Origin of the sequence: Calidifontibacter indicus, assembly GCF_003386865.1 — a bacterium.
Lineage (GTDB): Bacteria > Actinomycetota > Actinomycetes > Actinomycetales > Dermatophilaceae > Yimella > Yimella indica.
Genome location: NZ_QTUA01000001.1, coordinates 1 through 25,341 on the forward strand (window position 1 = coordinate 1; position 25,341 = coordinate 25,341).

27 protein-coding genes and 1 pseudogene are annotated in these 25,341 nt (G+C 68.0%); 9 read left to right on the forward strand and 19 right to left on the reverse strand.

The window, feature by feature from the left end; all coding sequences use genetic code 11:
• The 5 genes and pseudogenes from DFJ65_RS17880 to DFJ65_RS00025 form a co-directional block, all read right to left on the reverse strand.
• Positions 1-229, reverse strand: a pseudogene (locus DFJ65_RS17880) (hypothetical protein); the annotation flags it as partial.
• Positions 229-1,488 (reverse strand): IS21 family transposase, encoded by a 1,260-nt coding sequence (istA, locus tag DFJ65_RS00010; protein WP_115921240.1) that lies wholly within the window; start codon positions 1,486-1,488, stop codon positions 229-231. The gene istA and the pseudogene DFJ65_RS17880, both read right to left, overlap by 1 nt.
• 389 nt (positions 1,489-1,877) lie before the next feature.
• A complete protein-coding gene (locus DFJ65_RS00015; protein ID WP_115921241.1) occupies positions 1,878-2,117 on the reverse strand; it encodes a hypothetical protein in 240 nt (79 codons plus the stop codon).
• Between the two features lies 1 nt (position 2,118).
• Positions 2,119-3,423: an adenylosuccinate synthase gene (locus DFJ65_RS00020; RefSeq protein ID WP_115921242.1), complete on the reverse strand. Its 1,305-nt coding sequence runs from the start codon at positions 3,421-3,423 to the stop codon at positions 2,119-2,121.
• A 99-nt stretch (positions 3,424-3,522) separates the two neighbouring features.
• Positions 3,523-4,572: a hypothetical protein gene (locus DFJ65_RS00025; RefSeq protein WP_115921243.1), complete on the reverse strand. Its 1,050-nt coding sequence runs from the start codon at positions 4,570-4,572 to the stop codon at positions 3,523-3,525.
• 208 nt (positions 4,573-4,780) lie between these two features.
• On the opposite strand from DFJ65_RS00025, the gene DFJ65_RS00030 reads away from it, so the two are divergent.
• On the forward strand, positions 4,781-5,629 hold the full coding sequence (locus tag DFJ65_RS00030; RefSeq protein WP_115921244.1) for a C40 family peptidase: 849 nt from the start codon (positions 4,781-4,783) through the stop codon (positions 5,627-5,629).
• Positions 5,630-5,659: 30 nt separating this feature from the next.
• Positions 5,660-6,415 carry a CHAP domain-containing protein gene (locus DFJ65_RS17255; RefSeq protein WP_170143938.1) on the forward strand — a complete coding sequence of 252 codons (756 nt, stop codon included), beginning with the start codon at positions 5,660-5,662 and terminating at the stop codon, positions 6,413-6,415.
• Positions 6,416-6,513: 98 nt separating this feature from the next.
• Here the strand turns inward: DFJ65_RS17255 and DFJ65_RS17625 are convergent, their stop codons facing one another.
• Positions 6,514-6,711 carry a hypothetical protein gene (locus DFJ65_RS17625; RefSeq protein ID WP_211308321.1) on the reverse strand — a complete coding sequence of 66 codons (198 nt, stop codon included), beginning with the start codon at positions 6,709-6,711 and terminating at the stop codon, positions 6,514-6,516.
• A gap of 65 nt (positions 6,712-6,776) precedes the next feature.
• Positions 6,777-7,751 carry a helix-turn-helix domain-containing protein gene (locus DFJ65_RS00045; protein ID WP_115921245.1) on the reverse strand — a complete coding sequence of 325 codons (975 nt, stop codon included), beginning with the start codon at positions 7,749-7,751 and terminating at the stop codon, positions 6,777-6,779.
• A 69-nt stretch (positions 7,752-7,820) separates the two neighbouring features.
• Here DFJ65_RS00045 and DFJ65_RS00050 point away from each other — a divergent pair, with 69 nt between their 5' ends.
• Together DFJ65_RS00050 and DFJ65_RS00055 are read left to right on the forward strand one after the other, a co-directional pair.
• A complete protein-coding gene (locus DFJ65_RS00050; RefSeq protein WP_115921246.1) occupies positions 7,821-8,525 on the forward strand; it encodes a histidine phosphatase family protein in 705 nt (234 codons plus the stop codon).
• A 7-nt stretch (positions 8,526-8,532) separates the two neighbouring features.
• Complete coding sequence (locus DFJ65_RS00055) at positions 8,533-9,609, forward strand: DUF2332 domain-containing protein (RefSeq protein WP_115921247.1); 1,077 nt, start codon at positions 8,533-8,535, stop codon at positions 9,607-9,609.
• A gap of 3 nt (positions 9,610-9,612) precedes the next feature.
• On the opposite strand, the gene DFJ65_RS00060 is transcribed toward DFJ65_RS00055, so the two are convergent.
• The 3 genes from DFJ65_RS00060 to fbaA all read right to left on the reverse strand — a co-directional run bounded on the left by DFJ65_RS00060 (position 9,613) and on the right by fbaA (position 12,859).
• Positions 9,613-11,289, reverse strand: a complete 1,677-nt coding sequence (locus DFJ65_RS00060) for an AMP-binding protein (RefSeq protein ID WP_147301257.1) — start codon at positions 11,287-11,289, stop codon at positions 9,613-9,615.
• A 140-nt stretch (positions 11,290-11,429) separates the two neighbouring features.
• Positions 11,430-11,837: a DUF3151 domain-containing protein gene (locus DFJ65_RS00065; protein WP_115921249.1), complete on the reverse strand. Its 408-nt coding sequence runs from the start codon at positions 11,835-11,837 to the stop codon at positions 11,430-11,432.
• Positions 11,834-12,859 (reverse strand): class II fructose-bisphosphate aldolase, encoded by a 1,026-nt coding sequence (gene fbaA / locus DFJ65_RS00070; RefSeq protein ID WP_115924007.1) that lies wholly within the window; start codon positions 12,857-12,859, stop codon positions 11,834-11,836. The genes DFJ65_RS00065 and fbaA overlap by 4 nt, the downstream gene beginning before the upstream one ends.
• Positions 12,860-13,000: 141 nt before the next feature.
• Here fbaA and DFJ65_RS00075 point away from each other — a divergent pair, with 141 nt between their 5' ends.
• The gene (locus DFJ65_RS00075) at positions 13,001-14,539 is read left to right on the forward strand and encodes an alpha/beta fold hydrolase (protein WP_115921250.1); all 1,539 of its coding nucleotides are present in this window, start codon (positions 13,001-13,003) and stop codon (positions 14,537-14,539) included.
• Here the strand turns inward: DFJ65_RS00075 and DFJ65_RS00080 are convergent.
• The 4 genes from DFJ65_RS00080 to DFJ65_RS18200 are packed head-to-tail and all read right to left on the reverse strand — an operon-like array spanning position 14,533 to position 16,629.
• Positions 14,533-15,786 carry an RNA polymerase sigma factor gene (locus DFJ65_RS00080; RefSeq protein WP_115921251.1) on the reverse strand — a complete coding sequence of 418 codons (1,254 nt, stop codon included), beginning with the start codon at positions 15,784-15,786 and terminating at the stop codon, positions 14,533-14,535. The two genes, DFJ65_RS00075 and DFJ65_RS00080, sit on opposite strands and share 7 nt — an antisense overlap.
• A complete protein-coding gene (locus DFJ65_RS00085; RefSeq protein WP_115921252.1) occupies positions 15,787-16,137 on the reverse strand; it encodes a YciI family protein in 351 nt (116 codons plus the stop codon). It abuts the gene before it with no gap.
• On the reverse strand, positions 16,134-16,496 hold the full coding sequence (locus tag DFJ65_RS00090; RefSeq protein WP_115921253.1) for a YciI family protein: 363 nt from the start codon (positions 16,494-16,496) through the stop codon (positions 16,134-16,136). Before DFJ65_RS00090 ends, DFJ65_RS00085 begins: the two co-directional genes overlap by 4 nt.
• Position 16,497: 1 nt before the next feature.
• A complete protein-coding gene (locus DFJ65_RS18200) occupies positions 16,498-16,629 on the reverse strand; it encodes a hypothetical protein (RefSeq protein WP_281269828.1) in 132 nt (43 codons plus the stop codon).
• A gap of 348 nt (positions 16,630-16,977) precedes the next feature.
• Between DFJ65_RS18200 and DFJ65_RS00095 the strand changes: the two genes are divergently transcribed.
• Entirely contained in the window at positions 16,978-18,501 is a 1,524-nt protein-coding gene (locus DFJ65_RS00095; protein ID WP_245949881.1) for an HNH endonuclease signature motif containing protein, read from the forward strand.
• A 78-nt stretch (positions 18,502-18,579) separates the two neighbouring features.
• Here the strand turns inward: DFJ65_RS00095 and DFJ65_RS00100 are convergent, their stop codons facing one another.
• The 5 genes from DFJ65_RS00100 to DFJ65_RS00120 form a co-directional block, all read right to left on the reverse strand.
• Entirely contained in the window at positions 18,580-18,912 is a 333-nt protein-coding gene (locus DFJ65_RS00100) for a hypothetical protein (RefSeq protein WP_170143939.1), read from the reverse strand.
• Between the two features lie 148 nt (positions 18,913-19,060).
• The gene (locus tag DFJ65_RS00105; RefSeq protein WP_245949883.1) at positions 19,061-19,753 is read right to left on the reverse strand and encodes a TrmH family RNA methyltransferase; all 693 of its coding nucleotides are present in this window, start codon (positions 19,751-19,753) and stop codon (positions 19,061-19,063) included.
• Positions 19,754-19,758: 5 nt separating this feature from the next.
• On the reverse strand, positions 19,759-20,490 hold the full coding sequence (locus tag DFJ65_RS00110; protein ID WP_115921255.1) for an amino acid ABC transporter ATP-binding protein: 732 nt from the start codon (positions 20,488-20,490) through the stop codon (positions 19,759-19,761).
• Positions 20,487-21,365 (reverse strand): amino acid ABC transporter permease, encoded by an 879-nt coding sequence (locus DFJ65_RS00115; RefSeq protein WP_115921256.1) that lies wholly within the window; start codon positions 21,363-21,365, stop codon positions 20,487-20,489. The genes DFJ65_RS00110 and DFJ65_RS00115 overlap by 4 nt, the downstream gene beginning before the upstream one ends.
• Before the next feature lie 40 nt (positions 21,366-21,405).
• The gene (locus DFJ65_RS00120; RefSeq protein WP_115921257.1) at positions 21,406-22,305 is read right to left on the reverse strand and encodes an ABC transporter substrate-binding protein; all 900 of its coding nucleotides are present in this window, start codon (positions 22,303-22,305) and stop codon (positions 21,406-21,408) included.
• 148 nt (positions 22,306-22,453) lie between these two features.
• Here DFJ65_RS00120 and DFJ65_RS00125 point away from each other — a divergent pair, with 148 nt between their 5' ends.
• The 3 genes from DFJ65_RS00125 to DFJ65_RS00135 all read left to right on the forward strand — a co-directional run bounded on the left by DFJ65_RS00125 (position 22,454) and on the right by DFJ65_RS00135 (position 25,319).
• Complete coding sequence (locus tag DFJ65_RS00125; RefSeq protein ID WP_115921258.1) at positions 22,454-23,131, forward strand: DedA family protein; 678 nt, start codon at positions 22,454-22,456, stop codon at positions 23,129-23,131.
• A gap of 137 nt (positions 23,132-23,268) precedes the next feature.
• Positions 23,269-24,201, forward strand: a complete 933-nt coding sequence (locus DFJ65_RS00130) for an ABC transporter ATP-binding protein (RefSeq protein ID WP_115921259.1) — start codon at positions 23,269-23,271, stop codon at positions 24,199-24,201.
• On the forward strand, positions 24,198-25,319 hold the full coding sequence (locus tag DFJ65_RS00135) for an ABC transporter permease (protein ID WP_115921260.1): 1,122 nt from the start codon (positions 24,198-24,200) through the stop codon (positions 25,317-25,319). The genes DFJ65_RS00130 and DFJ65_RS00135 overlap by 4 nt, the downstream gene beginning before the upstream one ends.
• Positions 25,320-25,341: the final 22 nt, after the last annotated feature.

A 25,341-nucleotide genomic window follows, 5' to 3' on the forward strand; every position in this document is an offset into this window, starting at 1 on the left:
GGAACTCCTCGTGAGTCCAAGACTCTTCCCGGGCCCGCTGCGCGAGCCGTTCGACCGAGTCACGCAAGGTGGGTGCCTTCAACGCCCGAGTGAGGTATTCCAACTCACTCGACACATCTCTCCCCGTCCTCGGCTTCGCCACCTCCTGCGACGATGCCGACGCCCTGGCGTTCGTGGCGTTCGTGGCGTTCGTGGCGTTCGTGGTGGTGGCGGGGTTTCGGGTTGTCATCAGCTCAGCTCCCCGTCCACCAGGCCGAGGGCTTTGTCATAGAACCCCAACGAACGAACTTCTACCTCGGCGTCGTCCTTCATCGCAGCGCCCGCGACTGAGCGCAGCACGTCACTGCGCCCTCGGCGCAGCAATTTGGCCGCGACAGCGTGGTCGAACTCGGTGATCGTCTGATGCTGTGCCCACACCCGGGCATGGTCGGCAACGACCTCGCCCGCGCACGTCGCCCATACCCGGTCCAGGTCGGCATGGATCTCGATCCGGCGGCCAATCACCGCCGGGTGGACCGAGTAATCGTTGGAATCAACCCGGACGTAGTAGTCACGTGGCAGGCGCATCGACTTGCGCCACCCGACCTGCGGTGGCACCGGCGGCAACGGCATCATCGCGGCCCGGTCCGCGGCGACACGGTCGCTCGGGCTACACCCCAACACCCGCATCCGTCGGGCGTTGGCCCGGACGAAGAACCCAGCCAGTTGGGTGTTGAAATCCTCCGGTGAAGCGAACGTGCGACCGGGCAAGAACGACTTCTCCAGGTAGTCGTGGAGCCGTTCGAGCATGCCCTTAGCCTCAGGGTCGGCGGGCTTACAGATGTACACCTTCGTGCCGAGCACGCCACGGAACGCCTGACAGTCACCAGTCAACTCCGGTTGCCGCGCCCGCCACCGCCCGACCGCGCCTTCGCCGTCCCACACCAGCATCTTCGGGACGCCCTGCAACTGGGTCGACACCAACTGCCACCACCCGGCGTACAAATCCTCGGCCTCCCGCGAGGGAATCAGCAGACCACCTGACCAGCGTGAGTACCCCGTCACCGTCGTCATCACCGGCAACCGCGTCGCCGTTCGTGCTTGGCCGTACCCAACCGGCAGCTCGATGGCTGGGAACCAGAAGTCGAACTGCGCCAACTCGCCCGGCTCATACACCGTGCGGGAGGCCGGGTCCGGCGGCAGATACACCGGGCGGAGCTCACTGACACGATCCCGCAGGATCCGGATCGAGTGCTCCCACCCGATCCGCTCGGCCACCACCGTCGCCGGCATCGTCGGCGTCACCTGCAGCAACTCCCGGATCCGCGGCTCGACCGCGTCGACCAGTGACCCTCGACCGACCCGCTCATACCGGGGCGGACCACCGGCACGCAGCGCCCGACGCACTGTGTTCTTCGAAATGCCCATCGACCTGGCGATCACCTTGATCGGCACTCCCTCCGCACGGTGCAACCGCCGGATCTCAGCCCAATCCTCCACTGCCAACACTCCGCATCTCCTGCCTCGAGGGTCGAGGACAGGCTCTCGGAGAGGGTCAGTTTTCAGTTGCCGTTTAAGGGTCAGTTTTCACGTGCCGCCGACAGACGGATGGAGACGCCGCACAAGTACAGGTCGGGAACAGTTGGGACGACGAAGTCGGACTCAGCTGATCCCACCGGCGTCGACGAAGTCGGACGCGGGGAGCCTGCGACCCGAGGCCGACGGATGGAGACGCCGCACAAGTACAGGTCGGGATCAGTTGGGGACGACGAAGTCGGACTCAGCTGATTCCACCGGTGTCGACGAAGTCGGACGCGGGGAGCCTGCGACCCGAGGCCGACGGATGGAGACGCCGCACAAGTACAGGTCGGGATCAGTTGGGGACGACGAAGTCGGACTCAGCTGATCCCGACAGCCCAGCTGAGGAAGAAGAGGCCGAGCAGGAGCGTCGGCACCGCGAACACCGCCAGGCAACTCGCTTGGGCGCGACGTCCCTCGGTGGGTGCGTCGCCGCGCCGGTTCCAGGCCGCGGCGAGCGCCCACAGGGCACCGAGGGTCATGACCAGCGCGAGGGTCCACATGAACACCACGAACCAGGTCGGGGTGTTGCGGGTGGTCTGGGCCGCGAGCGCCAGCACCTCAGTCGGCGAGCAGGTCGTGGCGCACGATGACCTCTTCACGGCCGGGGCCGACGCCGATCACCGAGATGCGGGCGCCGATGCGCTCCTCGACGAACTCGACGTACTTGCGGCAGTTCTCGGGCAGTTCGTCCCAGGTGCGGCAGTGCGAAATGTCCTCGAACCAGCCGGGCAGCTCTTCGTAGATCGGCGTGGCGTGGTGGAAGTCGGACTGGCTCATCGGCATCTCGTCGTGCCGCACACCCTCGACGTCGTAGGCGACGCAGACGGGCACGGTCTCCAAGCCGGTCATCACGTCGAGCTTGGTGAGCACGAAGTCGGTGACGCCGTTGACCCGGGTGGCGTAGCGGCCGATGACCGTGTCGACCCAGCCACAGCGGCGCGGACGGCCGGTGGTGGTGCCGAACTCGGCGCCCTGCTTGCGCAGGAACTCGCCCTTGTCGTCGAGCAGTTCGGTCGGGAACGGGCCCTCACCGACGCGGGTCGTGTAGGCCTTGAAGATCGCGATGACGCGATCGATGCGGGTGGGCGGGATGCCCGCGCCGGTGCACGCGCCGGCGGAGATCGCGTTCGACGACGTGACGTACGGGTAGGTGCCGTGGTCGACGTCCAGCAGGGTGGCCTGGCCCGCCTCGCACAACACGATGTCGCCGCGGTCGAGGGCCTTGGACAGCTCGAGCGAGGAGTCGACGACCATCGGGCGCAGCCGCTCGACGTACTGCAGCAGGTCGTTCACGACCTCGTCGACCTCGACCGCTCGCCGGTTGTACTTCTTGACCAGCAGTTCGTTCTTGACATCGAGCGCGGCGGTGACCTTCTGGCGCAGGATCGAGGCGTCGAAGAGGTCTTGCACGCGGATGCCGATGCGGTTCATCTTGTCGGCGTAGGTGGGGCCGATGCCGCGGCCGGTGGTGCCGATCTTGCGGGAGCCGAGGAAGCGCTCGGTGACCTTGTCGAGCACCTTGTTGTAGCTCGGTATGACGTGGGCGTTGCCGCTGATCTGCAGGCGGCTGGTGTCGATGCCGCGGGCGTTGAGGCCGTCGATCTCCGCGAACAGCACACCGAGGTCGACGACGACGCCGTTGGCGATCACCGGAGTGACGCCCTCGGTGAGGATGCCGCTGGGCAGCAGGTGCAGCGCGTACTTCTCGCGGCTGCCGTCGGGCTGCTCGATGACCACGGTGTGTCCGGCGTTGTTACCGCCGTTGAACTTCACCACGTAGTCGATGCGACTGCCCAGCAGGTCGGTCGCCTTGCCCTTGCCCTCGTCGCCCCACTGGGCGCCGATCAGCACGATCGCCGGCATATTGCTCGAACCCCTCCATCACGGATCGCGGCCGACCAGCCGGCCGCCCGCAATGGTCAACGATACCGGCGACCGCGCACGCGTGGGCCCGCCGACCGCTCAGGCGATGACGATCGCGAACGGCACCGTCTCCCCCTCGGCGAAGACGCGCTTGCCGTCGCGGTCGCGCACCTCGAACTCGGCGCTGCACTCGCCGGGACTCATCTCCTTGAAGCTGATCACCTGTGAGTAGCGCTGGTTCGGACGCAGCACCGCCAGCTTCGTGTCCCGCGGCTCCCCGTCGAAGCAGCTGCCGGTGGCACGCACCATGTGCAATCTCAACCCCGACATCGACGCCGTGCCCCGGTTGGTGAGTGTGAAGACGACCTCGACCTTCTTGCCGGCGGGCACGGTGCTGCACAGCGGTCGCTTCGCCGAGGCGCGGTACTCGAGCGCGAAGTCGTCCCGGTGGGCAGCACTCCAGTAGCGCACCTCGGGACTGCCCGCGCGCGGGCACTTGACCGAGCCGATCGTCGGCGGCGTGTTCGTCGGGGTCGGGGACGGCGTGGTCGTCGGGGCGGTGGACGGGGCGGCGGACGGGCTCGTGGCGGTCGACGCCGGCGCCGAACGCGTCCAGTCGGCCGCGACGAAGCCGCCCACCACCAGCAGCACCGCGGCGAGGAGCGTGCCGGCCACCGAGCTCGGCGAACCCCACCGTTGCGCGACGTGTTTGGACCGGGTCGACATCCGCATCGGCGCGGTCTCGCGCTCGTCGGCAGGGTCGGTCTCGTCGCCCGCCTGCCTCGACGCGTTCTTGCTCTTCGCGGCAGGCGCCACCGGCAGCGCGTGCGACGTCGGGGTCTCGGACGCAGTGGAACTCGCCTGGCCCGCACGGCGATTGACCAGCCTGTCGGCCCGGCACCATTCATCCCGCCAGGCGCGCGGGTCGACCCCGCAGGCAATGAGGAACTGCTCGGTGGTCTCCCAAGTCGGCAACCGCTTGCCTCGGGTGGCCTCGTGCAGTGTCGCGTGCGAGATGCAGCCTGACGTCTGCGACATCTGACGGAACGACGGCTGTCCGGCCTGTTGGCGGATGTCTGACAGCGTCTGGGCGAATGATTCGACGACGACCCGCCGGTCGGTCTGCGGTCTGGCCGGTGAAGCGGTCATCTGGGTCGTCTCTTCCTCGGTTCAAGCCCGTTCGGGCTGTCTTGGCAACGGCTGTACGACGTCAGCAGGTCGTCATTCGCTCCCACCGATCCGGTGCCTGACACGGCCTGACATCACTCGGAGTTGGTGCCCTGGCCGAGGGACCCACCCAACGCCGACAGGAACGAGGCCCACCACGGACGGCCTCGCAGCATCCGGAGGAATCGCCATGCAGAACACGAAGACCAGCACGAAGCTCGGCGCCCGTAGGACCGTCGCGATGGCCGCGCTCGGCGCGACTGTCGCCGGCGCCGTCGCCGTCGGCGGGTACGCCGCAACCAGTCACGCCGACGGGGCCGCGTCCGGCACCGTCCGCACCAAGTCGGCCAGCCTGACGGTGCGCTCGGGCCCGTCGACCTCGAGCGCCGCCGTCGGCTCGCTGGCGAAGGGCACGAAGGTCAAGATCACCTGCCAGACCCGCGGCTCGAGCGTCACCGGCACCTTCGGCACCAGCACCTGGTGGAACAAGATCGGCCCGAACCGATACGTGTCGGACGCGTACATCTACACCGGTTCGGACGGCCGGGTCGCGCCGCTGTGCACGACCCCGACCGACAACGGCTCCACCACCGGGTCGGCCGACAAGCGCATCCAGTCGGTGATCGCCGCCGCGAAGTCCCAGATGGGCAAGGGCTACCTGTACTCCTGGGGTGGCGGCGGCAAGAACGGTCCGTCCTACGGGTTCACCTCCCCCAGCGGCTACAACGACGCCAAGCGCTACGGCTACGACTGCTCCGGTCTGACCGAGTTCGCGTTCTGGAAGGGAGCCGGCAAGAGCATCGGCGGCTACAGCGGCGCTCAGGTCAGCTCGGGCAAGCACTACTCCTTCGCGAACCGCAAGCCGGGCGACCTCATCTTCTGGGGCGGCAGCCTGAGCAGCACCACACACGTGGCCATCTACCTCGGCAACAACAAGATCATCGAGGCCGCTCCGCCGCGGGACAAGAACAGCATCCGCATCTCCTCGGTCTACTCACCCGGCACGCCGCTGGGCACCGTCGTCCGCCCGATCAGCTGACCCACCACACGACAAAGGAAGGCAACCATCATGAAGAAGGCCACTCGGAGCATCGGTGTCGGTCTCGCCGGCCTCGTTGTCGCCGCCGGCGGCGCGATCGGCGTCGGTGCCAGCCAGTCGGACGCCGCGCCCGGCACCGTGCAGACGGCGTCCGCTCGCCTCAACATCCGCTCGGGCCCATCGACCGGCGCATCGGTCGTCGGCAGCGTCGCCAAGGGCAGGCGGGTCAACATCATCTGCCAGACCTACGGCACCGCCGTGAGCGGCACGTACCGCACCTCGAAGATCTGGGACAAGATCGGCCCGGGTCAGTACGTCTCGGACGCGTTCGTCTACACCGGCTCGAACGGCTTCGTCGCACCGAAGTGCGGCGCGGAGAAGAAGCCGCCGGCACCCAGCAACGACGGCCTCACCCGCAAGTGGGGCAACACGATCGGCTACAACACCGGAGCATCGGGTCAGTGCACCTGGGGCGCCTACAACAAGTTCAAGCAGTACTCCGGCGTCTACCCGCTGGTCCGGGGCAACGCGAAGGACATGCCCGGCAATGCACGCGCCAACGGCTGGACCGTCACCTACGAGCCGCACGTCAACTCGATGGTCGTCTTCCAGCCCGGTGTGCACGGCGCCAACCGCACCTACGGTCACGTCGCCTGGGTGACCGCGGTGCGCGGCAAGACGATCGACATCGTCGAGATGAACTACAAGGGCAAGTACGTCTACAACACCCGCTCGGTGACCGATGTGTCCGGGATGCAGTACATCCTCGCGCCGAAGGCGAGGTGATCCGATCGACCGAAGAATCCCTGTGTGCACCGTGATCTCGCCCCGGAAGCCGACCCGGCTTCCGGGGCGAATCGCGTTTGCGCGCGCCGGGATTCGCCTCAGGCGAGCGCGGTGCCGGCGAAGAGTGTGACGGTGGCGCAACCGACCCACACGGCGCCGTCCGGATCGATGCCGATGGTGATGTCGCCGGCGCGGTCGAGTCGGCGTCCTTGCGCGACGCGGTAGCCGGTGGTGACCACGCCGGTGCGGGCGAACCACGGGTTGCCGCGGTAGGGCTTGGCCGAGAACACGTCCACCTGTGCGAATCGTCGGCTGCGGGCTGCCGGGGCTTTCTCTTCCGTTGTCGGTCAGTCGGTGTCGGTCACGCGTCGTCGGCGGACGGCGCGTGGTCACCCCGCACGTTCTCGGCGAGCTTGAGCGCCAGCTGGAAGCGCGTCTCGACCCCGTAGCCCTCCATCATCGCCGCGACCCGGCGGCGGACCGTGCGCAGCGAGACCCCCATGACCCGGGCGATCGCCTCGTCCTTCAGACCCTGACGCATCAGGTCGAGCAGTCCGTCGCCGTCGACGTCATCTGGCGCCGGCGCGGCGCCCGCCCAGAGCCGGTCGAACAGTTCGACGAACGCGGCCACGACCATCGGGTCGCGCAGAATGACCCAGTCGCCGTCCGACCTGCCCCACTGCGTCGTCGCCAGCGCGGCATCGGTGCCGAAACACACGAACTCCGAGGGCACTGACGGCGCGACCCGCTGCAACTCACCTACGTCGGCCCACCGCTGCATCCACCCGGCACTGCCGTCGACGGCCGAAGCGACGTAGAGGGTTCGCACTTCACGGCCCGCTTCGACCTGGCCGACCGTGGTCGGAAATTCGGTCGGGTCCCGGTCGGGCGGGTGAGCACGGGTCCGCCGGATCGGGCCGACACTCGACGCGGCGAGTTGCTCGTGCATGGAGGTGAGCAGGGCCCCGTCGACCCGCTCTCGGGTGGGCGGGGTGGAGGACGAACGTTCCTGTCCCACGCGGTAATCGGTCGCGAACTGATCGATCGAGTCGCGCAGCCGAGCGAGTTGCTGGCGACGGGTGGCCAGCTTCGCCTCCTCGACCGAAACGACCCGTTCGAGCGCCGCCCTGGGGTGATCCGCGCTGAGCGTCCCGTCCTGGGAGATCCGGACGAGGCGGTGGACGCGCAACTGCTGCACCTCGCGTTCGCCGTCGTGATCGGAGCAACCGAGTTCACGCACGTGGGCCGACAAGGGTCGACCCGGTGTGCGCAGCACCTGCCGGTAGAGGGCCTCACCGATCGCGTCCACACCCAGAACCGCGAGTCGTCCGTCCACGGACGCCAATCTAACGACGCCGCGCCGGTGTTGGACAATGGCGCAGCCCACGCTCACGAGAGGTCCCGAATGAGTCTGCTGATCCTCGTCCGCCACGGACAGGCATCCATCACCGGCGACGACTACGACCTGTTGTCGCCGCTCGGCGAACATCAAGCGGGGGTCACCGGGCGTGCCCTGGGCGAGCGCATGGCGCAGCCCGCGGTCATCGTGCATGGGTCACTGCGTCGCCACGGCCAGACGGCCTCAGGCATCACCGCCGCAAGTGGTTGGTCCTGCCCGGTCGAGACCGATGACCGATGGGACGAGTTCGATCACGACGGCCTGCTGGCCGCTGCCCACCCGGAGTACGCGACCCGGCCCGCGCTGTTGGAAGCCCTTGCTGCGCAAGAGAATCCGGCGCGGGCGTTCCAGGACCTCTTCCTCGCGTCGGTCGACCGCTGGACCGGGGGTGAACACGACGGCGACTATCGCGAGTCCTTCCCCACGTTCGTCCGGCGGGTCCGTGAGGCGGCCACCGAACTGGCCGAGCGACCGGGCACGGCGGTCGTGTCGAGTTCCGGTGGACCCATCGCCGTGCTTGCCGCACTGTCGACTCTTGGTGCGAATGATGCCGGCCCCGAGGTGGTGAAGGCCTGGGGGCGACTGAACGAAGTGGCCGTCAACGGCGCGGTCAGCAAGTTCCTGCGCGGGCGCCGTCCGACGCCGACCCTTCTCAGCTACAACGACCACAGCCACTTCGAGCACGACCGCGACCTCATCAGCTACCGGTAGGAGCGACATGCCTGACGTTCGAGACACGGCCGACTCCCCCGAGGTCGCCAGGCAGCGCTGCCTCGACTTCGCCTCGATGCACTCCGAGGTACCGGTGTACGCAGCGATCGTCGCGGGCATGGCGGACGACCCGGACGCGATCGACCTTTTGTGCCGGGCTGCTCCGGGCCAGGCCCGTCCCGTGCTCCTGCTTGCTGCGCTGCATGACTTGGCGATGCGCCGTCCGGATTCACCTGCAGCACACTGGTTCTCCCCTACGGCACGCCCGGCTCAGGACCCGTGGCCGGATGTCCGACGAGCGATCACCGAGTTCCACGACGAGTTGTCGCAGGTGGTCGCGACCCGGACGACGCAGACGAACGAGGTCAACCGCTCGACTTACGTGCGAGCGATGGTGGCCCGTGCATGTGCCGACCTGCCCGACACCCCGATCACGTTGCTGGAGCTGGGTGCGAGCGCCGGCTTCCTGCTGAACATCGAGCACTATCGAGTGGCAGTCGGCGACGTGGCGTTCGGCCCGCTGCATGCCCGAGTCCGTTGTGAGGCCGAAAACCTGGGATCCGCCGTCGAACTCCGTATCCCACCGATCGCACGGCGGATCGGTCTGGACGCCGATCCGATCGGCCCCGACGACATCGACGACCTGCGCTGGTTGCGTGCCTGTATCTGGCCGGAGATGCCTGGTCGGGTGGAACGCTTCGACGCGGCGGTCGAGGGACTGCGCGACCATCCACCGACGCTCGTTCGCGGTGACATGGTCGACGCGCTCCCCGGCGTCATCGAGCGCGGGGACGACCACCTGGTGGTCTTCTCCTCCTGGGCCGTCACCTACCTGCCGCGTGAACGACGTCCGCTGATCGCGCGAACCCTTGATGATGTGGCATCCGCTCGCCCGGTCAGCTGGGTCACCGCCGAGCCACCGGGTTGCATCCCAGGCCTGCCCGACGTCCGCGACGACCACGCGGACGCCGACCGTCTGACGGGAACCCACGTCGGCCTGCGGCGTTGGCGCGACGGCGCTGAGATCGCACCCGAACTACTGGGAACCGTTCATCCGCACGGGAATTCGATCAACTTCCGGTAGTCCTCACTCGTCCGGGATGAGGTCGACGACGTCGCGTCGCACGACCTTGCCGAGAAGGTTGGTGGGCAATTCCTCCACCTCGACGAAGCGACGCGGCACTTTGTACGCGGTGAGGTGCTGCTTGGCCCATGCGCGCAACTCCTCGTTCGACGGGAGTTCTCCATCCGCCACAACGGCCGCAACGACCTGTTCCCCGCTGCGCGAGGAAGGCATGCCGACCACGGCCACGTCGCGGATCGACTCGTGCTTGCGCAGGACCGCCTCGACCTCGATCGGCGACACGTTGAACCCGCCGGTGACGATGAGCTCCTTCAACCGGCCTGAGATCACGAGGTAATCGCCGTCGTGACGGGCAAGGTCACCGGTGCGGAACCAACCGTCGACGAATGCTTTCTCAGTCTCTTCCGGCTGGTCGAGGTAGCCATCGAAGACCTGCGGGCCGCGCACCAGAAGTTCGCCCTCCTCACCCTCCGGCACGTCGCGGGACGGCTCGTCGGGGTCGACGACGCGGGTGTCGGTGTCGGGGAACGGCAGGCCGATCGTGCCCGCCCGGCGGGTCGAGTCGAACGGGTTGCCGACGACGACGGGCGAGGTCTCGGTCAGCCCGTAACCCTCGATGAGCCGTCCGCCGGTGGCCGATTCCCATCGCTGGACGAACTCGGCGGGCATCGACATCGCGCCCGACAACACCCACTCCAGACCGCGCAGCGAGACGTCCTTCTTCTCGGCTTCGTCCAGGATCGCCTCCAACAGCGGCGGCACCCCGACGAAGAAGTTGGTGTCACTGCGCTTGATCGCGTCCAGCATCAACTTCGGCTCGGGCGATGGCACCATGCTGATCTGCGCACCGAGGACGAGCGCCAACAGGACACCGACCGTCAGCCCGAACGCGTGGAACATCGGCAGCACCGCAAGGAACCGCTCTTCGCCGAACCGCAGTCCGGTCCAGGCGACACCCTGGTGGCAGTTGGCCAGCAGGTTCGCGTGCGTGAGCGGCACACCCTTCGGGCGACCCGTCGTGCCCGAGGTGTACATGATCACCGCGATGTCGTCCGGGCGCGGACCGGGTTGCCCGAGCGGCAGTGGACCGTGTTCGCCCAGGCTCGCGAACGGTCGCGCGCCGTCCGGCAACGACCCCGCGGTCAACTTCTTGCGCGACTCCTTGGCCTTCGCGATCGGCAGACGCAATGCCAGCCGCAGCTTCGCCGGCAACGACTTGGTGAGGTCGACCCCGATCACGTGCTCCACCGGGGTGCGTTCACGCAGCGACAACACCGCGGGGACGACGTTGTCCCAGGCCACGACCACCTTCGCGCCGTGGTCGAGGAACATCGGCTCCAATTCACCGGCGGAGTACAGCGGGTTGTGCTGCACGACATGGGCGCCCAGACGGAGCGCCGCGAGCGTCACGACCAGGTTCTCCGGACAGGTCGGCAACAACACCGCGACGCGCGAACCGTGCTCCACACCGAGGGTGACCAGGCCCATCGCGACGCGACGCACCTCGTCCGCGATCTGCTCATAGGTGCGGGTGCGACCGAGGAAGTCGGTGCAGACGGCGCTGCCGCGATGTTGCGCGGAGTCCTCGAACATCTGCGGGATCGTGAGTTCGGGGTAGTCCAGTTTTCTTGGCACCGAGCGCCGTCCGGCGGGTTCGGTCATCGGGTCTGTCTCAGGCACCGTGGTCTCCTCGTCTTCCGCCTTCCGTCATCGGAAAGGCCGCTGCTCACGCTACGAGACGAGCACACGTCCGGACGAGAAAGGACGAACCTGTCTCACGCGGCGTCAGCCCTCGTGAGACAGGTTCGTCAGTGGTTTCTTCAAAGGCCGAGTTCGCGGGCTCCGGTGGCGGACGAGTCGCGCAGGAAGTCGGCGCACCGACGGTGCTCCTCCTCCTCGCCGATCTCGCCGGCCGCCTTCGCGAGTACGGCGAGCGCCCGCAGGAAACCACGGTTCGGCTCGTGCTCCCACGGCACCGGACCCTGCCCGCGCCAGCCGGACTTGCGCAGCGAGTCCAAGCCCCGGTGGTAGCCGGTGCGCGCGTAGGCGTATGCCTCGATCACCTCGCCGTCGTCCAATGCGTCCTCGGCCAATGTCGCCCAGACCAGCGACGAGGCCGGGTAACCGCGTGCGACATCGCGCGCGTCGACGCCGTCGTCGAGCTTCTGGGCGGCCGGGTCGACAGGGAGCTTGGTCTCGGGGATCCCGAGCAGGTTCTCGCCGCTCACTTGTGGGTTCCGGCCGAGCCGAGGTTCTCGCAGGCTTCGACGATGCGCTCGGCCATGCCGGCCTCGGCCGCCTTGCCCCAGGCACGCGGGTCGTACTGCTTTTTGTTGCCGACCTCGCCGTCGATCTTCAGCACGCCCTCGTAGTTGCCGAGCATCCAACCGGCCACCGGACGGGTGAACGCGTACTGGGTGTCGGTGTCGACATTCATCTTCACGACCCCGTAGGAGACCGCTTCCTTGATCTCTTCGGCGGTCGAGCCCGAGCCGCCGTGGAAGACCAGATGGAACGGCTTGTCCGTCGAGGTGTCGAACTCGGCCTTGACCGCGTCCTGGGCCTTCTTCAGCACCTCGGGGCGCAGTTTCACGTTGCCCGGCTTGTAGACGCCGTGAACGTTGCCGAAGGTGAGCGCGGTCATGTAATAACCGTTCTCGCCGACGCCGAGCGCCTTCGCAGTGGCGATGGCGTCCTCGGGCGTGGAGTACAGCTTGTCGTTGATCTCGTGGGCGACGCCGTCCTCCTCGCCGCCGACGACACCGACCTCGATCTCGAGGATGACCTTGGCGGCCTTGCACAGGTCGAGCAGTTCGCGTGCGATGGAAAGGTTCTCATCCAGCGGCACGGCCGAGCCGTCCCACATGTGCGACTGGAAGTAGGGCAGTCCGCCGTTCTTCACACGCTCGGTCGAGGCGGCGAGCAGCGGGCGCACGAAGCCGTCGAGCTTGTCCTTCGGGCAGTGGTCGGTGTGCAGGGCGATGTTGACGTCGTAGTTCTTTGCGACCTCTTCGGCGAACGCCGCGAAGGCCAGCGAACCGGTGACCATGTTCTTGATGGTCGGGCCGGAGAGGTACTCGGCTCCACCGGTCGACACCTGGATGATGCCGTCACTGCCGGCGTCGGCGAATCCACGGATCGCAGCATTCAGCGTCTGGCTGCTGCTCACGTTGATCGCCGGATAGGCGTAGCCCTCGCGCTTGGCGCGGTCGAGCATCTCGGCGTACACGTCAGGTGTTGCGATGGGCATGGTCACTCCCTGTCTCGTGGGCGAGCGTGGCCTCCTCGCCCTGCTGACAGGAGTCTGGCACGCTGGTGCGCAGCCGTGCCGAGCGGTCCGAACAGACCCGGCGGCCACACCCCCTCACCGACCACTCCCGAACGGAGCCCCATGTCCCGCCGCCTGGTTGCGAGTTCGCTCGCTGCCGCCCTGCTCGCCCTCGTGCCGAACGCACTGCCCCGATCGGCAGACGCCGCGACCACACCCGGTCTGCGCTGGGCGAAGTGTGCCGACGTGCGCACCCACCAGTGCGCGCGGTTGTCGGTGCCGCTCGACCGCAACAACCCGGCGGCAGGATCGACCACGATCGCGGTGGAGCGTCGGCGCGCCTCGGTGCCATCGGCTCGGGTCGGGGCGATCTTCGTCAACCCCGGCGGCCCCGGCGAGGCGGCCACCGCGAAGGTCGACGATTTCGCCCGCATGCTCGGCCGGAAGGTAACCGACAGGTTCGACATCGTCGCGGTCGACCCGCGCGGGGTCGGCCGGTCGAGCCAGGTCTCCTGCACGACCCGTCCGGGCACCACCACACCGCCGAGTCTCGAGCCCGGCTTTCCGGTCACGGTCGCGCAGGCTCGCGCACAGATCAGCCACGACGACGCCGTGCGGGCTGCCTGCCGGCGCACCGGCGGCCCCCTGCTGCAACACATGACCACGGCCGACGACGCCCGTGACATGGATCAGGTTCGGGCCCTCATGGGCGACCGGCAACTGACCTTCGTCGGGTTCTCCTACGGCACCGTGCTCGGGCAGACGTACGCGGCGATGTACCCGTCGCGGGTGCGGGCGATGGTGCTCGACGGCGTGCTCGACCCCGTGCAGTGGACGGCCGGATCGCGCTCGCGGTACGTGCCGGTCGGTGCCCGGCTGCACACCGGTGACGGCGCTTGGGCTGCCGTGCGACAGGCGTACGCACAGTGCCAGCGGGCCGGAAAAGCGAAGTGCGCCAGTGCAGCCCGGGGCATCGCGGAGTGGAACACGGTGTGGAGCCTGCTGGTGAAGTCGCCGCGCACCGTGTGGGGCAGCCGGTTCACCTGGGCGGATCTGGTGACCAGCACGCTCTACTCGCTGTACGACCCCGGCACCGTGCCCGGCGCACTCGACGATGTGCACAACCTCTACCTCGCCCTCACCGGCAAGCAGGTCTCTCCCGCTGCGGCAGCGGCCACGGTCGACCGCCAGGCGTCGGCAACGCGGCAGGGCTTCGGGCTGCCCGGCGAGGTGCTCGACGTCACCCGGCAGGCGGTGATGTGCTCCGACTCGCTCGACCCGTACGACCGGTGGGCCACCTGGCGCGCGGCCGCGGCGACGCGCGATCGCACCCGTGGCTTCGACGCCGCCGGCGCCTGGAGCAGCTCGCTGTGCACCAGCTGGCCCGGTGCGGGCAAGGGCGCCTATCGCGGACCGTTCAACCGGCGTCCGGCCACGCCGATCCTGTTCATGAACGCGCTCTACGACCCGGCGACTTCGATCGTCGGCGCCCGCTCGGCCCACGCGATGTCGCCCGGTTCGCGGCTGGTCACCGGCAACAAGGTCGGTCATCTGTTGCTCAACGACAGCGCATGCGCCACCCGGATCCGCACGAACTACCTGTTGACGAAGGCCTTGCCCGCCCAGGATGTCGCGTGCACCGACGTCCGGCCGCTCTACTGACCTTCCGGGTCAGCAACGAACGCGAGTCGCTGCTCAAGGTCTGACCGCTCGACATCGTTGGCACACAACGAGATCGCTTCGCGATAGGCATCCCCGGCCTGCGTCGTTCGCCCCGCCCGGGTGAGGAACTCTGCCCGCACCGCGTGCAGTCGGTGGTTGGTCGGCAGTTCGGTCAGCAGACCGTCGGCCAGCGCCATCGCGGCGTCGAGGTCGCCCGCTTCGGCCACTGCGACGGCCCGGTTGAGTCGCACGACCGGCGACCCGGTGAGCTCTTCGAGTTGCCGGTAGAGGTCGGCGATCGTCACCCAGTCGGTGTCTTGTGCACGGGCTGCCCGGGCATGCTCAGCGGCGATCAGCGCCTGCAGCAGGTAGGACGCCGCGACCGGGCCGTCGATCTCGATCGCGGGTGACGTCTCCCGTCCGGTGAGCACGCCGAGCAGGTCGAGCCCCTCGGCGATCTCGTGCTGGTGCCAGGTCGAACGCTGCTGGTCGGGCAGCCGAACCAACTCACCGGCATCGCCCACGCGTGCGTCGCGCCGGGAGTGCTGCAGCAGCATGAGTGCGAGCAGGGCGGTGAGCGACTGGCTCGCCCGGGCAGCCGGGCTGCTCGAACGCATCAACCGCACCAATCGGATTGCCTCACCGGCCAGCTCGACGCGCACGAGGTCGGGGCCGCTGCCGGGTGCGTAGCCGGCGGTGAACGCCAGATAGGCGACTTGGGCCACGGTGTCGAGACGTCCGGGCAGCACCCGGGCGTCAGGCAGGGCGAGCGGGATGCCCGCAGCGATGACCTTCTTGCGCGCGCGAGTCAGCCGCGCCGCCATCGTCGGCTCACTCACCAGGAAGAGTTTGGCGATGTCGCCGGTCGGCACGCCGAGCACGAGCCGGAGGGTCAATGCGGCGCCCGCCTCGGGCGCGAGCGCCGGATGCGCTGCGAGCAGCACCAGCCGCAGCAGCTCGTCACCACGGTCGTTGTCCTGCACGCGATTCCGTTCGTCGATCGCCAGCAGTGGCTGCTTGCGGGCGGCCATCGCCTCGGCCCTGATCCGGTCGGTGATCCGCCGCTTCGCGGTCATCATCAGCCAGCCGGCCGGGTTGGTCGGAGTGCCGTCTCCCGGCCAGACGCGCGCCGCCTGTTCGAACGCCTCGGCCAGCGCGTCCTCGGCGAGGTCGAGGCGGCGCGAGTGCGCGACGAGCAGGGCCAGCAGTCGGCCCCACTCGTCGCGGTGGATCTGTTCGAGCGACATCTACGCCGAAACGTCGATGTCGACGACCGGCCTGATCTCCAGGCTGTAGCAGTCCGGCAGCAGTTCGCACCACGCCACCGCTTGGTCGAGATCGGTCGCCTCCACCAGGTAGTAGCCGCCGATCGTCTCGGTCGTCTCGGCGAACGGGCCGTCGGTCAGGGTCGGCCGACCGTCCTTGTGCCGCAGGGTGGTTGCCGTGCTCGCGCCGTCCAGTGCCTCACCGGAGAGGATGTGCTCCCCCACCTCGCGATGGAATTGCACATGATCTTGGTGCCACGCCTGCTGCTGCTCGGTCGATGCGGCGTTCCAGGTGTCGGGGCTGTAGGCGATGAGCACGAAGTACTTCTTCATGACGCCCGCTCCTCGGGTTGCACGACGCGTCGTAGCTCGATGCCTTCACCGATCGCGGTGAGGATCGTGCAGCATTCGAGCAGGTCGTCGACGTCGTCGGTCTCGACCGTGTAGAAGCCGCCGATCTGTTCGGTGGTCTCGGCGAACGGGCCGTCGGTCACCGCCGTCGTGCCCGGCGGCAGATGCTTCGCCTCGGTGGAGGCGTGCAGTTCAGCGCCGCCGGTGATCTTGTGGCCCCGCTCGACCAGCGACTTGCTGAACAGGCTGTACTGCTCGTAGCCGTGTTTGCGCTCCTCAGCCGTCATCGTCGTCCACCAGCGGTCGGCGTCGCCGACGATCAGCACCATGTACTCGGTCATCTCAGTGCTCCTCGAGGTCGGGGTGCGGGAATACGAGATCCTCGGGCTCGTGCGCAAACTCCTCGGGTGCCGGCAGCAGAATCAGATACCTGGCCTGTTCGCTCCTTGTTTCGATGTGTTCTGACATCACCATGACGAACAGGCTGGACGAACATCGACAGCCGCGCGAAGAAAACTCGTTCAGTTTCCCGTCGGGCGGATCTCGCTGCCGCAAACGCCCGTGGCGCCGTGCGCGCCTCCGACGATCGACCATGTGCCGACGTGCAGCGTCTGCGAGTGGTGTCACTGCCTGTCCACAGCCCACCCAGCCCAGCCCTGGTTTGCCTGTGGACAAACCAGCCTTCCGCTTAGGGCTGTGGATACCGCCGGGTATCGAATTCTTCTGCCTTTCAAGAGAATTCGTTGTGCGAAGTACTTCCGTGTGGCTCGAACGGGTGTACGATGAAGATAGTCCGAAAGCACCTGGGGAGGAGGCACCGGCATGACCACCGACGAATCGTTCGAGGCGTTGTCCGAAGGCATGCACGACTCGTATCCGGGTGAGGCTGCCTCCTGCGCCGCAGTGGTGTCGGACGCGTTGGCCGCGGTGACCCGGCTGGCGCAGTTGACCGACAACCTCACTGATGCCGAACTCACTGCGGCGATGAGATCACTCGCGCTGGTGCACCAACAGACCGAAGCAGCCATGGTGAGCATCGCGTCCGACGCGATCGAGCGTGGTGCGGTGTACCGGTCAACAGCGGCTGATGCGACGCAGTGGGTGCGGCGGCTGTCGACCGGCGAGTCCGCCACTGCGCTCCTGAGTGCCGACACCGTCTCTGCTGCAGGGCCGCTCGTGCCGGTCGACGAACCTGGCTCCGCCGCCGACGATGTGGACGAGCCGTGGCAGTGCGGTCTCGAACCCTCCCACGCCTCCCGGATCGCGAAGATCGCCGACGCCGTCCGCTCCCCGCTCAACAAGCCGTTGGCAGATGCATTGCAGTCGGGGCGGACCAACACCACCATCGCGAAAACCTGCATCGACAACATCGACAAGATCCGGGCAGTCATCCCGACGGCGAGCCGCGAGGAGATCTACGGCTGGTTGCTCACCCTCGACGTCGGAGCCGGCGCGAAAACCGTCCGGGAACTCACCAAGCGCATCCTCGCCCAGTACGGCGACGAGGTCCTCGACCAGGCTGAGGACGAGCACCAACGCGTCGAATCACTGTCCTGGTCGGACGAACCGAACGGGATGGTGAGGTTCACCGCCGACCTGTCGCCCGATCATGCCGAACAGGTGAAGCAGGCCGTCGACTCGCTCGCCGGACCATCACCGAAATCAGCGTGTTGCGATGATCCGCACCACCGGCACACCCCGGGCCCCGACGGCACGTCACAGAAGACGGGTGAGCCCGACCCCAGGAGCGCCGGGAAGCGTCGCGCCGACGCCCTGGTGTTGCTGCTGGGTCTCGGCGCCGAAGCCGTCGACGCAGACCGGGAGATCAAACACCGCGGATCCGCCACGTTGGTCGTCACGATCGACTTCCTCGTCCTCGCCGGGATCCTCGCCGGGCTCGGCATCACCGACACCGACACCGGCGTCTCCCCCGACACCGTGCGACAACTCGCCTGTGACGCAGACATCCTGCCGATGGTCCTCGGGTCGAAGAACCAACCCCTCAACATCGGCCGCAAGAAACGCTTGGTGGAAGACGAACTACGACGAGCCGTGATCCACCGCGACAAACACTGCACCTACGCCGGCTGCGACCGACCACCGGTCATGTGCGAGTGTTTTTGGGGTCTCCGCGAAGTATCGGAGCGAGGAACGAGCGGAGAACTTCGTGGGGTGAAGGTTCTCCACGTCGAATCCTGGTGGGCCGGCGGCGACACCTCGTTGGCGAACAGTGCCCTGCTGTGCAGCACCCACCACCGCATCGTCCACCGCGACCACCTCACCGCCACCGTCACCGACACCGGCGTCACCTGGCACTACGCCCACACCGAGACCGCAGTCGCGTGACAAGTCCCCTTGGCTTCGAAACGCGCTCGTCCCTCGCACTCCTCGGCCCAGCGGCAGTGGGGCTCAGCGGCAGGGGGCTCAGCGGCGGTCGGAGGCGACGTACGCCGCGCCCGCGGCGAGCGCTGTGACGGCAGCGACCGAGGGCCACGCGCCGATCTTCTTGGCCAGCGGGTGCGAACCGCCGAAGCCGCCCAGGTACAGAGCGCTCAGCGCGCCGGCGGTGACCGGGCCACCCTTGGCCAGCCAGGTGCGTCCGGCCAGTGCTCCGCAACCGGCCAACAGCACGCCACCCAGCGGACGGATGCCGCTCTCGCGGGCGACCAGGAATCCGCCGACCAGTCCCAGCGCCACGACCGGTGCGGTGTTGACCTCGGTCGCGGGCAGCAAGCTCATTCCGTTTCGTGCGCTCATGGCTGCACGGTACGACGCGAGTCTGGGCGGGCGATCGGCAGACCGGACACCCGCGCTGCAACTCGCGCGACCTGGGTAGCAAGAACCGCGGATTTCCGCGGTTTCGGTCGGCGCCGGAGGTCGAGTTGCAGCGCGAGTGTCCGCCTCGTCATTCAGACCGGCCCACCGCAGCACTCAGGCTCGGCCGCTGACCCCAGACGTGTCGACGGATCCACGCGTGCATCGCCACCGCCGCCGCCGCACCGGCGTTGATCGAACGGGTGGAGCCGTACTGCTCGATGTGCAGGATCACCTCGCACACCTCGCGCATCGGCGCCGACAACCCCGGCCCCTCCTGCCCGAAGACCAGCACGCACCCGCGCGGCAGGTCGTAGGGCTCGATCGGCACCGAGCCCGGCACGTTGTCGATACCCACCAGCGTCAGACCCTCGGCGCCCGCCCAGTCGGCGAGGTCCTGGGCCATCGGGTGGTGGAACTCGTGCTGGTAGCGGTCGGTGACCATCGCGCCGCGCCGATTCCACCGCCGCTTGCCGACGATGTGGAAAGCCTTGGCGTTGAACGCGTTCGCGGTGCGGATCACCGAACCGATGTTGAAGTCGTGCTCCCAGTTCTCGACCGCGACATGGAAGTCGTGCCGGGAGGTGTCGAGGTCGGCGACGATCGCCTCAAGGGTCCAGTAGCGGTAGCGGTCCTCGACGTTGCGCCGGTCGCCCTCGCGCAACAACTGCTCGTCGTAGGGCGCCAGCACGGCACCGGAATCGTCGACCGGCCAGTCGCCGGGCCAGGGCCCGACACCGATCTCGTCCTCGACTTGACTGTCGCCCGAGTTCTGCTGAGACACGCGGCTCAGTGCAGCAGACGCGACAGGAATTGCTGCAGACGGGGGTTCTCCGGGTGGTCCAGCACCTGCTCGGGGGCGCCGCGTTCGACGATCTGTCCGCCGTCGAGGAAGCACACCTGGTCGGCCACCGAGCGGGCGAACCCCATCTCGTGGGTGTTGAGGATCATCGTGACGCCCTCCTGCTTGAGTTCGCCGAGCAGATCGAGCACCTCCCCGACGAGTTCGGGGTCGAGCGCGGAGGTGACCTCGTCGAGCAGCATCAGCCGCGGGGAGTTCACCAGCGCGCGAGCGATCGCGACGCGTTGCTGCTGACCGCCCGACAGGTCGTCGGGCCGGGCTTTCGCCTTGTGCGCCAGACCGACCCGCTCGAGCATGCCCATCGCCGCATCGCGGGCCTCGGCTCGGTCGCGCTTGTGCACACGCACCGGCGCGAGCGTGACGTTGTCGAGCACACTCATGTGCGGGAACAGGTTGTACGCCTGGAACACGACACCCATCTGGGCACGCACCTTGTCGACATCGACCCGCGGGTCGGTGATGTCGCGTCCGGCGAAGGTGACGACACCGTCGTCGACCTCTTCCAAAAGGTTGATGCAGCGCAGGATCGTCGACTTGCCCGAGCCGGAGGCCCCGATGAGCACGACGCACTCGCCCTCGTCGACGGCGAGCTCGACCTGCCGCAGCACGGTGTGGGTGCCGAAGCTCTTGCGCACGCCGTCGAGTTCGAGCAGGCTCACAGCATCCCTCCCGCACCCTGGAAGCCCTGCTTGCGCGCGTACCAGTCGGTGAACCGTGCCATCGGCACCGTCAGGCAGACGAACAGGAAACCGGCGACGACGTACGGCGTGAAGTTGAAGTCGATGGCGGTGGAGATCTGGGCCGCCTTGATCGCGTCGACCACACCGAGCACCGCGATGAGACCGGAGTCCTTCTGCAGCGACACGAGGTCGTTCATCAGGGCCGGGATGACCCGACGCACCGCCTGCGGCATCACCACGAACCGCAGCGTCTGGCCGTAGCCGAGCCCGAGCGACCGGGCGGCAGCGCGCTGCGACGGGTGCACCGACTCGATGCCGGCGCGCAGCACCTCCGCGACGTACGCCGAATAGGACAGCACCAGCGCGACGCCACCCCAGAAGATGCTCGTGTCGGGCAGACCCTGCAGGCCCAGCGCCGGCATGCCGAATCCGAGCAGCAGCAACAACAGCAGCAACGGCAGACCGCGGAACAGGTCGGTGTAGACCACGGCGAACATCCGGAACGGGAAGAACACCGGGCCGCGCAGCGTGCGCATCACCGCGAGCAGCATCGACCACGCGAGGATGACGACGCCGCAGATGAGCATCACCCTGATGTTCAGCCAGAGCCCGCGCAGCACATCGGGGAACGACTCCTTCGCCTTCTCCCAGTTGAAGAAGGTTTCGTGCACTGCGGCCCAGCCCGGGCTGGTGACCAGCAACGTGCCGGCGACACCGAGCACCACGATCGTGCTCAACGTCGCGATGAGCGCGGATCGCCGTTGCCGGCTCGCCCGGTAGGCGGCCCGTTCCCGCTCGACGGCCGACGGGGTCCAGTCGTCCTTGGTCGTTGCTTCGTTCGGGGCAGCGGTCATCGCCGGCTCCCGACGACGACTGCTGGGCGGACGCGGCGGGTCACGACAGCTTCGGCGCGCCCTGCTTGGACAGCCACTCGTCGGCGAGCTGGGTCAGGGTGCCCTTCGAGCGCAGCGCGTCGACCGCCTTGGTCACGCACCCGGTGAGGGCAGAACCCTTCGGCAGCACCGCACCGAACTGCTCCGGCTTGTCGGCGGCCGGCAGCTGCCCGACGATCGCGCCCTTGTCGTCCATCTGCGCCGCGGTCATGTAGAACGCGGTCGGCAGGTCGACGACGATGCCGTCGACCTGGTGACTCTTGAGCGCCTGGACGGCGAGGTCGTTGGTGTCGAAGACCGAGGGGTCCTTGCTCGGCTTGATCTGGTCCTTCAGCGCGGTGTACGAGGTGGTGCCCACTTGGGCACCGAGCTTGGCGTTCTTCAGGTCGGCGACCGTCGTCTTGCCGTCGATCGGGCTGCCCTTGTAGGTGATGACGACCTGGGTGACGTCGTAGTAACCGCTGGAGAAGTCGACGGCCTTGCGGCGGTCCTCGCTGATCGACACCTGGTTGAGGTCGAGGTCGAACGCCTTCGGGCCGGGGGTGATCACGTTGTTGAACGGCACCTTCGCCCAGACCACCTCGGCCTTGGTGTAACCGAGTTCCTGCGCAATCGCGTAGGCGACGGCCGACTCGTACCCCTTGCCGTTGCTCGGGGTGTTGTCGGAGAACCACGGCTCGTAGGCCGGGTTGTCGGTGCCGATCGTCAGCTTGCCCGCAGTCTTCGTCTTCAGCGACGCCTTGTCACACGACGCCGCAGCCGAAGTATCCGAACCGGCCGCCGACGAACTGGTCGAGCTCGACGAATCCGACTTCGGCGCACCGCATGCCGCGAGCAGGACGACCGTGGACACCACACCAATGCGCCGGGCGAACAGGCCGGCGGAGGAAGAACGCACCATGGCCGAAGCGTACGCGGGCGGCGCCGCCCGAACTCCGGCGATTCCGCAGATTGGTCACCCGTTCAGTGGCGGCGACACCGCCGATGACGGCGGCTCGCGGGCGTCATTCAGGGAACGATCATCCGTCCCCGTACGCTGGTGTCCCGTGATGCATACTTTCGCTCCTGTCGCTCTCGGCCCGAGCTGGATGGACCCTGCGTGGCTCCTGGATCAGTACGGCGGGGCGTTCTTCTGGATCTCATTGATCATCGTCTTCGTCGAGTGCGGCCTGTTCTTCCCGATCCTGCCGGGCGACTCGCTGCTGTTCGCGATCGGCATGTTCTCGGTCGGCAACTACGGATTCGACATCCCGTTGTACGTCTCGATCCCCGCGCTCATGGTGGCAGCGTTCGCGGGCAACGTGGTCGGCTACGAGATCGGACGCAAGATCGGCCCGCCGTTGTACGAGCGGGACGGCCGAATCATCAAGCGCAAGTACTTCGACCAGACGAACAAGTTCTTCGACAAGCACGGCAACAAGGCGCTGGTCATCGGCCGGTTCGTGCCGATCGTGCGCACCTTCATCACCGTGGTCGCCGGTGTCACCAAGATGGACCGCAAGCGGTTCTTCACCTGGTCGGCGGTCGGCGCGGTGCTCTGGGTCGCGCTCATCGTCGGCGCGGGCGCGCTGCTCGGCAAGACCTTCCCGGGCCTGGGCAAGAACATCGATCTCGCGATCGTGGTGATCGTCGTGCTCTCGGTGCTCCCGATGGTCTTCGAATACCTCAAGCACCGCCGCGAGGCCAACCAGATCGTCGAGGACGTCGTCGAGGAGGCGCGCGACTGACGCGCGAGCCGCGCGGGGCGCGCACGAGTCAGCTTCAGTGAAGGTCGGTGTTGCCAGAGCAGCGCCGATCTTTCATTGGAGCCGCGAGACACGCGAGCCTCCCCGTACAGCGAGGCCTGCACTCCTAGGCTCGCGCCATGAGCGAGCAGCAGCCCGGTGCACCGGGCATCGAGGTCGACCGGGTGCACCGCGCGTTCGGCCCGGTCGTCGCGGTCGACGAGATGACCTTCACCGCGCCGTCCGGGGCGGTCACGGCGCTGGTCGGGCCCAACGGATCGGGCAAGACCACCCTCATGCTGATGCTCGCCTCCCTGCTGGAGCCCGACCGCGGTTGGGTGCGGATCGACGGGTTCGACCCGGTGACGCATCCGTCGGAGGTGCGGCGCCGGATCGGCTGGATGCCGGACGGATTCGGCACCTGGGACGCACTCACCGTGCGGGAGGTGCTGCACACCATCGGATCGGCCTACCGGATGCCGAAGGCGCAGGTCGCCGAACGCACCGACATCGTGCTCAAGCAGTGCTTCCTCACCGATCTCGCCGACCGGCGTGCGCGGGTGCTCTCGCGGGGGCAGAAGCAGCGGCTCGGCCTCGCCCGGGCACTGCTGCACGACCCGAGTGTGCTCGTGCTCGACGAACCCGCATCTGGGCTCGACCCGCGCAGCCGCATCGAACTGCGTGACCTGCTGCGCCGGGCGGCCGCCGAGGGCCGCACCGTGCTGGTGTCGAGTCACATCCTGTCGGAGTTGGAGGAGGTCGCCGACCGCGTGGTGATCGTGGCCGACGGCCGGACGATCTCCGAGGGGCCGATCGAGCAGACCGGCCAGGACGCGGGGGTGCGGGTCAGGATCAACGCGCTCGACGAGGGCGTGCTGCGAGCGACCCTCGCGCGGCGCGGGGTGCGCCTCGAGGAGTCCGGACGGCTGGTCGAAGTGCACGTAGGCGGCCAGGAACAGGCCGCGAGTCTGTTGCACGATCTGGTGACCGACGGGGTGCAGGTCACCGGCTTCGCCCCGGTGCACACGGCGCTCGAGGCGGCCTACCTCGACGCGACGCAGGACCGCCGATGAGCGCGCCGGCCGCAGCCCGGATGAGCGGGCAAGGCGTGCGCACCGTCGCCGGACTCGAACTGAAGCAGCGGGCCCGCACCTCGCGCTGGCCGGTGGTGCTCGGCGTGTGGTTCCTGCTGATCGCGGCCGTCGCGTTGCTGACGTGGTACGGCATCAGCTCCCAGGACCAGACCTACCAGGACCTCGAGGGCGCCACCCACACCGAGAGCGCCGGCCGCTCGATGTACGACCTGACGACCTTCTTCGTGCTCGGGCTGTCGATGCTCATCGTGCCGTCGTTGACCGCCACCAGCATCAACTCCGATCGCGAGCAGGGGGTGCTCGCGACGCTGCAGACGACCCTCTTGTCGCCCGCCGACATCGTGATCGGCAAGTGGGTCGCCTCGATCTGCATGACACTCGTCTTCCTCGCCACTGCCCTGCCGTTCCTGATCTGGGGCTGGGTGGCCGGTCATGCCGGACCGTGGCCGATCCTGCGGTCGATGGTCGCGCTGCTCGCGGTGCTGGCGGTGATCAGCGCGATCGGGCTGATGTTCTCGACGCTTACGGCGCGGCCGGTCGGATCGGCCGTGCTCACCTATCTCGCGGTGGCGACCCTGGTCATCGGCACCCTCATCGCGTTCATGCTGAGCCTCAAACCGTTCGAATCGGTCGACACCGTGCAGGTGCGCACGATTCCGCAGTCGTGGTACGAGGAACACCCGAACGACAACCCCACCACCTCCGAGTGCGTCACCACGACGCAGGAGCAGGTGCGCGTGCACACCGAGAAGACGTGGTGGTTGCTCGCGATGAACCCCGTCGTCATCGTCGCGGACGCCGGTTTCGTCGAGCGCTCGGACGGGCTGATCGACACCTCCGGTACCGCCCCGATGGCCGCGATCGCCGAGGGTGTGGGCTCGGCGCGCAAGGGACCCGAGACCGGCACGCTCAACTGGTGCGACGTCGGCGACACCGGTGGCCTTCCGTCGACGCCGAGCGCGCGGGCCGGGCAGCCGCCGAGTTGGCCTTGGGGCCTCGGCATCCTCACGGTGATCGGGATCGGCTCGCTCGTGGTGGCGATCCGCCGCACGCACACGCCGATCAAGCGGCTGCCGAACGGCACCCGCATCGCCTGACGCGCGGGCGCACGCGAGCACA